Source organism: bacterium, from assembly GCA_020854115.1.
Classification (GTDB): Bacteria; Patescibacteriota; Saccharimonadia; order CAILAD01.
In genome coordinates, this window is the sequence record JADZGC010000021.1 from 18,860 (window position 1) to 28,439 (window position 9,580).

At 50.3% G+C, this 9,580-nt stretch carries 9 protein-coding genes; 8 read left to right on the forward strand and 1 reads right to left on the reverse strand.

Annotated features, from left to right (window positions below; translation table 11 throughout):
- The first annotated feature begins 62 nt into the window (after window positions 1-62).
- The 4 genes from IT415_04105 (at window position 63) to pyrC (ending at window position 6,112) form a co-directional block, all read left to right on the forward strand.
- Complete coding sequence (locus tag IT415_04105) at window positions 63-3,680, forward strand: DNA polymerase III subunit alpha (protein MCC7543848.1); 3,618 nt, start codon at window positions 63-65, stop codon at window positions 3,678-3,680.
- 54 nt (window positions 3,681-3,734) lie between these two features.
- On the forward strand, window positions 3,735-4,346 hold the full coding sequence (rplS, locus tag IT415_04110) for a 50S ribosomal protein L19 (protein ID MCC7543849.1): 612 nt from the start codon (window positions 3,735-3,737) through the stop codon (window positions 4,344-4,346).
- A gap of 123 nt (window positions 4,347-4,469) precedes the next feature.
- On the forward strand, window positions 4,470-4,904 hold the full coding sequence (locus IT415_04115) for a hypothetical protein (GenBank protein MCC7543850.1): 435 nt from the start codon (window positions 4,470-4,472) through the stop codon (window positions 4,902-4,904).
- A gap of 113 nt (window positions 4,905-5,017) precedes the next feature.
- Window positions 5,018-6,112, forward strand: coding sequence for a dihydroorotase (gene pyrC, locus IT415_04120; GenBank protein ID MCC7543851.1), 1,095 nt, complete (start codon window positions 5,018-5,020; stop codon window positions 6,110-6,112).
- 86 nt (window positions 6,113-6,198) lie between these two features.
- Here the strand turns inward: pyrC and IT415_04125 are convergent, their stop codons facing one another.
- The gene (locus tag IT415_04125; GenBank protein MCC7543852.1) at window positions 6,199-6,354 is read right to left on the reverse strand and encodes a hypothetical protein; all 156 of its coding nucleotides are present in this window, start codon (window positions 6,352-6,354) and stop codon (window positions 6,199-6,201) included.
- Window positions 6,355-6,429: 75 nt separating this feature from the next.
- Between IT415_04125 and IT415_04130 the strand changes: the two genes are divergently transcribed.
- The 4 genes from IT415_04130 to IT415_04145 all read left to right on the forward strand — a co-directional run.
- Window positions 6,430-7,092: a ribonuclease HII gene (locus IT415_04130; GenBank protein MCC7543853.1), complete on the forward strand. Its 663-nt coding sequence runs from the start codon at window positions 6,430-6,432 to the stop codon at window positions 7,090-7,092.
- A gap of 23 nt (window positions 7,093-7,115) precedes the next feature.
- Complete coding sequence (locus tag IT415_04135; protein MCC7543854.1) at window positions 7,116-7,484, forward strand: YraN family protein; 369 nt, start codon at window positions 7,116-7,118, stop codon at window positions 7,482-7,484.
- Between the two features lie 200 nt (window positions 7,485-7,684).
- Window positions 7,685-8,920 carry a transcription termination/antitermination protein NusA gene (gene nusA / locus IT415_04140; protein ID MCC7543855.1) on the forward strand — a complete coding sequence of 412 codons (1,236 nt, stop codon included), beginning with the start codon at window positions 7,685-7,687 and terminating at the stop codon, window positions 8,918-8,920.
- Window positions 8,921-8,972: 52 nt separating this feature from the next.
- The coding region (locus IT415_04145; protein ID MCC7543856.1) for an ATP-dependent Clp protease ATP-binding subunit at window positions 8,973-9,580 on the forward strand (608 nt) is incomplete at its 3' end.

Below are 9,580 nucleotides of genomic sequence, written 5' to 3' on the forward strand. Positions count from 1 at the left end.
TATAAAAATCAATAGTTTAGAGCGCTTACGCTATAGGCACGAATCGCGTAAAATAAGAATAAATGGGTGAGTTGAATACGAAAGATCAGGGGTCGGCGACGGCCGTGCAAGAGAAGGCATCTCAGAAGCAATCTCCGGACTTTGTGCACCTGCATAATCACACGCATTATTCACTACTGGATGGGCTCCAAAAGATTCCCCAGATGCTTGATTGGGTGCAGGAGTTGGGGCAAAAAGCTGTGGCAATTACAGATCACGGGACACTGTCGGGCGCGATTGAGTTCTATAAGGAGTGCAAGAAGCGCGACATTAAGCCGATCATTGGCATGGAGGCCTATGTTGCCCCGAGAAAGCACACCGATAAATCGACCCGCGAAGATCGTACGCCGTATCACTTGACGCTTCTAGCTAAGAACGAGCAGGGGTATAAGAACCTCATCAAGCTTTCGACCATAGCTTGCCTCGAAGGTTTTTATTACAAACCACGTATCGATCGTGACCTGATTGAGAAATATCATGAGGGTATTATCGCTTTGACGGGTTGTATCGGTGGAGAAGTGGGTACAAATATTCTGGCTGATAACTATGAAGCTGCGAAGGAAGCTGCGCAGTGGTACAAAGACACCTTTGGTGCTGAGAATTATTATCTTGAGATGCAGCCCCATATTGGATGGGAGCCACAAGACAAAGTAAACGCTGGTTTGCGCAAACTGTCGAAGGAGCTTGATCTGGGATTAGTGATAACTGGCGATGCTCACTACTCAAAATCCGACCAACATTATGCTCATGATATTTTGCTCTGTGTACAGACTGGCTCGACGATCGAGGATCCAAATCGCTTCAAGCTCGATCAAGACTTGAGTATATATTCTGGTGCTCAAATTGCCGAGCGTTTTCCGGATGAGCCACAAGCGCTCGAAAACACGGTCAAGATCGCCGAGATGTGTAATCTCGAGATCGAGCTCGGAAAGATTCTGATTCCTACATTCGACGTGCCAGATGGGAAGACCGAGCGCGAATATTTGCGCGAATTAGTCTATCGGGGTGCGATGTGGCGCTATGGGAATATCCCCAAGGAAGACATCGGTCACTATGACGAGAAGTCCGCTAAACAAAAACTCTCACAGACGGTTCTGGAGCGCATCGAGTACGAGCTCGAAGTCATCGCACGCATGGGCTACGACGGCTACTTCCTGATTGTGGCCGATCTGCTGAACTGGTCAAAAAATCAGGGCATCGTCTGTGGGCCAGGACGTGGTTCGGCGGCCGGTTCGATCATCGCGTACGTGACAAATATTACTGACCTTGATCCGATCAAATACGACCTTCTCTTCGAGCGCTTCCTCAATCCTGATCGAATTTCGATGCCCGATATTGATATGGACTTTGCTGACGACCGTCGCGAAGAAGTGATTGCCTACGCGACTGAGAAGTACGGGCAAGATCATGTCGCGCAGATCATTACCTTCGGTATCATGGCGGCTCGCAACGCCGTGCGCGACACTGGGCGTGTGCTTGCGATACCTTATGCTGAAGTTGACGCGGTCGCTAAGCTCATCCCGGCGCCGATTCAAGGGCGCCACATTCCGCTCGAGAAATCAATCCAAGATGATCCATATCTCAAGAAAGAGTATGAGGGTAATCCCCGTACCAAGCGCTTGATCGATATCGCGATGCAGCTTGAAGGCACGATTCGCAATGCCGGCACACACGCCGCTGGTGTAGTCATCGCTCCTGAGCCACTCGATGAATACGTGCCGCTGACTCGGGCCGCAAAAGGCGGCGTGTCGACACAGTATATCGGTGTCATTATGGAAGAGCTGGGGCTACTCAAGTTCGACTTCCTGGGCCTCTCAAACCTTACGATCATTAAGAATGCACTGCGTATTATAAAGAAGGTATATGGACGCGATATCGAGGTCGGTGAGATTCCGATCGATGATCCGAAGACTTACGAACTACTTGCGCACGGCGATACCACTGGTGTCTTCCAGCTCGAATCGGCTGGCATGAAGCGCTATATCAAGGAGCTCAAGCCAGACCGTTTCGAGGATATTATCGCCATGGTGGCGCTCTATAGACCAGGTCCGATGCAGTGGATCGATGACTTTATTTCGCGTAAACACAACCCAGACAAGATTGTATTTGATCATCCGAAGATGGAAGCGGCGCTGAAGGAAACTTACGGCATTATCGTGTACCAGGAGCAGGTGATGCAGATTTCGAAGGATCTCTGCGGCTTTACCGGCGGTCAGGCGGACACTCTGCGCAAGGGTATCGGTAAGAAGATTCCAGGGGTTATTGCCAAGATGAAGCAAGATTTTATCGATGGCGCAATCAAGCACTCTGATGCTGATCGGGCGTTTGTGGAGAAGCTCTGGGCGGGCATCGAGGACTTCGCGGCGTATTGTTTCAATAAAAGCCACGCGGCGTGTTATGCACTTATCGCTGTGCAGACGGCATACTTGAAGGCGCATTACCCCGCGGCCTTCATGGCGGCACTTCTGACGAGCGATCATGGGAATCTCGACCGCATTTCGATCGAAGTGTCGGAGTGTCGCAAGATGGGGATCGAAATCTTACCACCGGACGTCAATGAGTCATTCTCGGAGTTTGCGGTCATTCTCGGTGAGGACGGAGTAGATAGTATCCGCTTCGGATTGGCGGCTGTGAAGAATGTTGGCCAGGGGCCGGTGAATGCAATTCTCAAAGCGCGCGAAGAGGGTGGGCCATTCGCGAATGTTGAGGACTTCGTGCGTCGAGTCGATGCTCGCGAGATAAATAAGAAGGCAATCGAAGCTCTGATGAAGGTCGGTACATTTGATTCTTTTGAAGATCGCAGTACGCTTATCTACAATCTCGACAAAATTGTCACGTACATGTCGCGCGCTCAGAAGAACGCACTCTCTGGTCAAATCGATATTTTTGGGAGTCTTGGTGTGACTGAAGAGATCCCGTCATTACCGCTCGACACGCCAAGTGAGCAGCTCGATACTCGCGAGATCGCGACTTGGGAGAAGGAGCTGCTCGGTTTGTATCTCACGAGCCACCCATTGCGCGATGTAGAGGGCTGGCTGAGCGAGAAAACGACAACTGCCGATGATCTTAAGCCAGAGATGGACGGCGAGAAAGTAACTATCGGCGGGGTGATTAAGACCGTGCGCAAGATTTTAACGAAAAAAGGTGACAATATGGCCTTTGTTGGCATAGAGACCCTTAAGGGGGATACCGAGCTCTTGGTTTTCCCGCGAGCTTATGAAGCCAATCCAGATGCGTGGGTCGAGGATCGACTGATCGCGGTGCAGGGCAAGGTTAATGCTCGCGATCGCGACGGCAATACATCAGAGGAAGTAAAGGTAGTAGTCGATAAGGTAAAAATGCTCGAGCCAAGTATATTGAAGCACTTCATTCCGACTGATGAACGGCAAGAAGTCGAGATACCTGAGGCGGCTGCAAAAAAAGCTGAAAGAATTGTGATTTCTATGCCAGATCTCAGCGATCAGGCCGCGCTACTGCGACTGAAGAGTATGTTGCAGAGCGCTCCAGGAGAAACGGAGGCTGTTTTGGACCTGACGAACACTGGGCAGAAGATTCGCTTGCCATTTAAGGTCACAGTTACGACGAAGCTCGAGAAGGCGTTAGCCGAAATCATCGAGCCAAGTTCGATAACGGTAGAATAGTGCGATATAAAAGGACTTGAATTCTAGATATATATCTGATACTATGGGCAAGTTATGCAAATCGAACTCCTGCAAAAGCCACAACTTAAGGCAAAACTTCCAGAGATTAAGCCAGGTGACACCGTACGCGTCCACCAACTGATTCGTGAAGGAAATAAAACCCGAACCCAGGTCTTCGAAGGGCTTGTGATCCGTTATCGCAAAGCTAACACTGGTAACGCATTCTTGACCGTGCGTAAGATCGCTTCAGGTGTAGGTGTCGAAAAAAGCTGGTTTGTACATAGTCCAAATGTCCAAAAGATCGAAGTAATGCGTCGCAGCAAGGTACGTCGTGCGTTCTTGAGCTACATGCGCGGTCTTCGTGGTAAGGCAGCTCGTCTGACTGAGCAGGACTTTGATAAAGCCGCAGCCAACGAAGCAGATCACCGTACAGCCGATGAGCTGGCAGCACTCGAGGCCGAAGAAAAAGCCGCAGCCGAGCCAGAAGTTGTCGCTTCTACTGAAGACATCGCAGCTCAAGAAAACAAGGAAGCAGCTCAAGCCGATGCTGCAAGTGACGCAAACAGCAATGATGACGAGCAGCAGCTTGCCGCCGAAGAGACTCAAGCTGGTGTCGACCAGGCTGAAGCCGAAACTGATAAGAAGCAAGACAAGGCCACAGCCTAAGCAAGTCCAATGACCTTAGCAGAGCGTCCCTCGGGGCGTTTTTGCATACTAAATAAAGCTTGAAAAGTAACACAAAGTATAGTAGAGTAGCTTGGTTTAGCACCTCTACCGAAAGATGTCGCGATGCCACAGGTTCAAGCGTATCTCGATCCGATGCTGTTTCCTGATGGGTTGATCCCTGACGATTTCAAACAAAGGGTGAATAGCGTCTTTCAACGGATTGCTGCCGAATTGCTCAGCTGCCAAAATCAGCCCGATATGCTGCCAGAGTGGTTCATGATCGTCTGGCATGAGTTGCGAGTAGGCGATGCTTTTACGCGACCACTGTCATTCATGATGCATGTACAGCATTATCCGGACAGAAACCTTGTCGAAGCCGCATATCAGTTGCGGCATAACGTACATAAGCTAGTCAAGGCATATCTGATGGTACGTGTGCTCGACGATGTAGACGGACAAAGAGCGTACTACACGGATCAGGTAGCGCGTCTCTCGGTCGAAGTCGAGATCGTTGCAGCTCAGTTGGAGTATTCGATCTCGCTGCCACTCGCACTATAGCCCTATTAAGCTCAGTCTTCGGATTGGGCTTTTAAAATATTGAAAAACTGGCGAGTTAGTGGTATTTTACAGAAGTTCGACTCCCGCACCTCTACAGATAAGGAATGCCGATAATGGTGACTCCCATCAGCGAAATCACCCTTCTTCGACCGAACGACCTGCATGTCCATCTGCGCGATCTGCCGATGATGGCGGATGTATTACCCTTCAGCGATCAGCAATTCAATCACATCTTGCCGATGCCGAATACGGACCCAAAGCTCACTACCGGAGTATTGTGCGTGGCATACCGTGACCAACTGCTTGGTCAATCGCGCATACTTCAGCCCGAACAGGTTGTCATGGTGCTCTACTTGACCTCCGAGACGACTGCCCAAGATATCCATGATGCAGCGCAGCTCGGTGTGCGAGCCTGCAAGTACTACCCGAATGGCGGGACGACCCGATCGGGAAGCGGCTTGCGGACACCACATGATCTGCAGCCTGGAGTTCTCAGGGCCATGGAGGACTTCGAGATGGTGCTGTGCCTTCATGCTGAAGCGGTGGCTGATGATCAGCCCGATCCGCTGCAGCGTGAGTATGACTTCATCCCGCACCTGGCGTGGTTGGCGGGCAATTATCCACGTCTGAAGATCGTAGCTGAGCATGTGTCAGATCGACGTATGTTGACATTCATCCTGCAAGAGCTGCGAACTGCTTCGGTCGGTGCGTCGATCACGGCACACCATCCCTTCACGACACACCAGTTGGCACAGGCTGATCCGCACTGCCTGTGCATGCCAATCGCGAAGACGCCAAAAGATGCGAAATGCCTGGCGGAGTTCATGCTTCTGGCTGATATCTACCCGCAGATCTGGTTTGGAAGTGACTCGGCACCACACCCAGTTGCGATGAAGGCCGGCTCATCACCGGCTTTTGGAGCCTGGACGTCTCCCGTGGCACTTCCTGTGTTGTGGGATTACTTCTACCGGCATAAGGGCACGAATCTCGAACGCTGTACATCGGTGTTCGAGGCATTCATGACTCGCAACGGCGCGAAGTTCTACGGCTTGCCGGTACATGAAGATCGGACCGTCACACTCCAGCGAGAGCGCTGGTGGGTTCCGGCTGAGCACCAGAGCGTTGTGCCATGGAAGGCTGGTGAGAGCCTCGACTGGCGGGTTGACTGCATGGGTTGGTTCGGTGACCCCGATACCTTCACTGGTTAATATTTTTAGGCTCGAGTTTCTGACTCGGGCCGTTTTTTATTGAAAAATCCTCATACATTTGGAGTATGGGGAATGGTATGAATCGCTTAGCTGATCCAGTCCCAGTCATCCCATTCGTTTGCCGCCTCGATGATCGAGCGCATGCGCCAGGGACGAACCATGGCGACAGTGCCGATTGCAACGGCGTCGGCACTCCAGATGATGCGGTCGAGCGGTGCGAGCTCCGGTCTGAGTATGGTCAAGGTTCTTTCCTTTCAGAAATCTGTAGGACGTGGGGATTATATCGTTGATGTTGGCGAATTTCAAGCTACATTGGTATGCATAAGCTCTTGTATTTCGTATTTTGTTCGTATTATACTGTAGCTATGAGAGGTGAGTGGGCAACATTTGATTATGAGCAGAAGGCTCGTGGGGCGGGGTTTGGTATTATAGCCGGTATCGATGAAGTTGGTCGCGGTGCGGTGGCGGGACCAGTCACCGTTGGGTTAGTGGTATTGCCGGATGATTTTCATGTTCCAGTTACGGACTCCAAACTACTCAGTCCCGCTCAGCGAGCCGAAAAAGCAGCGTTGATTCGTGAGGCTGCGGTTATCTGTGAGGTCATGCATATCGAAGCTGATTTTATTGATAGACACGGTATTATTGCGGCTCAGCGAGAAGCCGTGCAGCGGATATGGGAACAGATCGATCCGCTACCAAGTTACGTGCTTCTTGATGGGCGACATGACTTCACCGGGCTTGGCGGGGCGGCTCGAGTACAGACGATCATACGTGGTGATCAGAAGAGTGTTTCGATTGCGGCGGCATCCATAGTGGCAAAGCATGCTCGCGATGAGCTGATGCGCCGGCATGCTTTGATGTACCCAGAGTATGGCTTTGAGATACATGTTGGGTATGGTACTCGAGCTCATCTTGAGGCCTTACAGCGCCACGGCCCGTCTCCACTGCATCGCCGGACGTTTTTGCAGAAATATTTATAACGCAAATGATAAGGGGGAGTGTGATGAATACGACAAAGATTGGAAAACGCGCAGAGGCGGTAGCTCGTGCGTGGTATGGGGCCCGTGGCTATCGGGTATTAGAGCAAAATGTTCGCACCCGGTTTTTCGAACTCGATTTGATACTCGAGGATACGGATGTGATCGTGTTTGTTGAGGTAAAATATCGCTCCTCGCCACACTTTGGGGGAGGGATTGGTGCGGTGCATGCCGATAAGCAGCGACGACTGACGGTTGGTGCATTGTGCTGGCTGGCGGATATGAATCTAATGCACCGATCGGTGAGATTTGATGTGCTGGAAATAATATCGGATGGTCCATACGAAAAGATCTTGCATGTTGAGAATTGCTTTGCTGTGGATAGTGTAATGTAGGCACCCGTGTAGGGCAATATATTGGCACTCAAGGCTTGACAGTGCTAGTTTTGAAGCGATATACTGATGAGCATACATTAACGCTGTTGTTAGTCGGTCGCTTCTCTTTATAGAAACACAAGAGAATAGCAGCGAGCGGCTTTTTTCGACCTTGCGATCACAATACAGTACAATAAAAGGGACAAAACGGAACGAATATTATGAACAATCAATTCATTGCAGCTATCGAACAAATTTGCGAAGAAAAGGGAATCTCTAAGGATGTCGTCATGGAAACGATTGAGATGGCCATGATTGCCGCGTATAAGAAAGATTTTGGAGATAAGGACCAAGAGGTTCGTGTAGAGGTCAATCCAGACAATGGCGCTCCTCGAATTTTCATTTCAAAAGAAGTTACTGATGATGTAGAGAATGAATTTTTACAGATTTCAGTCGCTGACGCGCAAAAGATTCAAAAAGACGCAAAAGTCGGTGATTCTCTAGAGATCGAGGATGACAATAAAGAGTTCGGACGCGTTGCGGCTCAGACGGCTAAGCAAGTAATTATTCAGCGTATTCGAGAAGCCGAGCGAGAGGTCATCTATAACGAGTATCAGGACAAAGAAGATACCATTATGAATGGGTCGGTTCAGCGTGTCGAGCATGGCAATGTCTTTATTGATCTTGGTCGCACCACCGCCATTATGTTCCCATCCGAGCAGATTAGCTCAGAGCGATACTACACTGGCCAACGTCTCAAAATTTATGTTGTGCGCGTTGAAAATACCATCAAGGGTCCTCAGATCGTTGTATCTCGTTCACATCCGAATCTCATCAAGAAATTATTCGAAATGGAAGTGCCTGAGATTGCGGCTGGCAATGTCGAGATTGTAAATGTTGCTCGCGAGGCCGGTGGCCGTACCAAGATTGCCGTGAAGTCAAACGTCGAGGGAGTGGATCCAGTTGGCACGTTTGTCGGCGGTCGTGGTACGCGTGTACAAGCCGTGATGGCAAACATTGGCGATGAGAAGATTGATATCATACCGTTCGATGAGAATATAGAGCGTTATATCTCAAATGCACTCAGCCCAGCGAAAAATATTATGAGCGTGGCTGTCAATCAAGAAGAACGCCGAGCTCTCGTGAGGGTGCCTGAAGATCAGTTGTCTCTCGCTATCGGCCGATCGGGCCAGAATGTTCGCCTCGCTGCGAAGCTGACAGACTGGAATATCGATATCGATGGCGCAGATGATGCAGGGATCGAAGAGACTGCAGATGTTGTCGAGGACCAGCCGAAGAAACCGCGCGTTGATCTGGAGGATGAAATAATCGCAGCTGCCAATTCTGAGGAAGGCGATGCAGATACGCAGATTACTACTGAGGATAGAGCAGAAAATGATACCAAAAACGACACGGAGGGTGATGAAAAACCAGCAGATGAAGAGGAAGCTGCCTAACCGTTATAAATCGCACCCGGCCGCTACACACCTTTAATCAAAAGGAGGCCACATGGAACAGGAATTACCACCACAATTTGATCGCTTCACCGAGAATGCCAAACGCAGTCTCGAAAATGCTGGCATTCTCGCAGCATCACTTGGATCTGCGTATGTTGGTTCTGAGCATTTGCTTCTGGGCGTATTGAAGACACAGGGTTCGATTGGTGCGAAGATTTTATCCCATGTGGGCGTCACCATCGATAAACTTCAGCTGACTATTACCGCAAATATGACCGTATCGACGCAGGCTCTCCAGGCCCTATCTGTTACTGCGAAGAAAACCATTACCTTGGCCCTTCGTGTAGCTCAGGAATACGGGCAGCCGTATGCTGGCACGGAGCACTTGCTGTATGCGATTTTGTCTCAGCGTAATGCTCGAGCGAATGTGCTCTTGCGTGAGATCTCAATCAACCCAAATGAGATTCGCAATGAGCTCGAGCAATATCTGAACGCGCAGACCCCTGTCTATGGTGATGACCGACGTACCCGGCGACGCAACGGCAAGCAAGCCCAGTCAGATACCCCAGCACTCGATCACTTTGGTATAGATTTGACTCAAAAAGCCGTCGAAGGTGAGCTTGATCCAATGGTCGGCCGCAAGCCACAAGTTGATCGCAT

Excerpts from the sequence above, each read along its gene's own strand:
- IT415_04105 (MCC7543848.1), top strand. The coding sequence starts at position 63 with ATGGGTGAGTTGAATACGAAAGATCAGGGGTCGGCGACGGCCGTGCAA.
- rplS (MCC7543849.1), top strand. The coding sequence starts at position 3,735 with ATGCAAATCGAACTCCTGCAAAAGCCACAACTTAAGGCAAAACTTCCA.
- IT415_04115 (MCC7543850.1), top strand. The coding sequence starts at position 4,470 with ATGCCACAGGTTCAAGCGTATCTCGATCCGATGCTGTTTCCTGATGGG.
- pyrC (MCC7543851.1), top strand. The coding sequence starts at position 5,018 with ATGGTGACTCCCATCAGCGAAATCACCCTTCTTCGACCGAACGACCTG.
- IT415_04130 (MCC7543853.1), top strand. The coding sequence starts at position 6,430 with ATGCATAAGCTCTTGTATTTCGTATTTTGTTCGTATTATACTGTAGCT.
- IT415_04135 (MCC7543854.1), top strand. The coding sequence starts at position 7,116 with ATGAATACGACAAAGATTGGAAAACGCGCAGAGGCGGTAGCTCGTGCG.
- nusA (MCC7543855.1), top strand. The coding sequence starts at position 7,685 with ATGAACAATCAATTCATTGCAGCTATCGAACAAATTTGCGAAGAAAAG.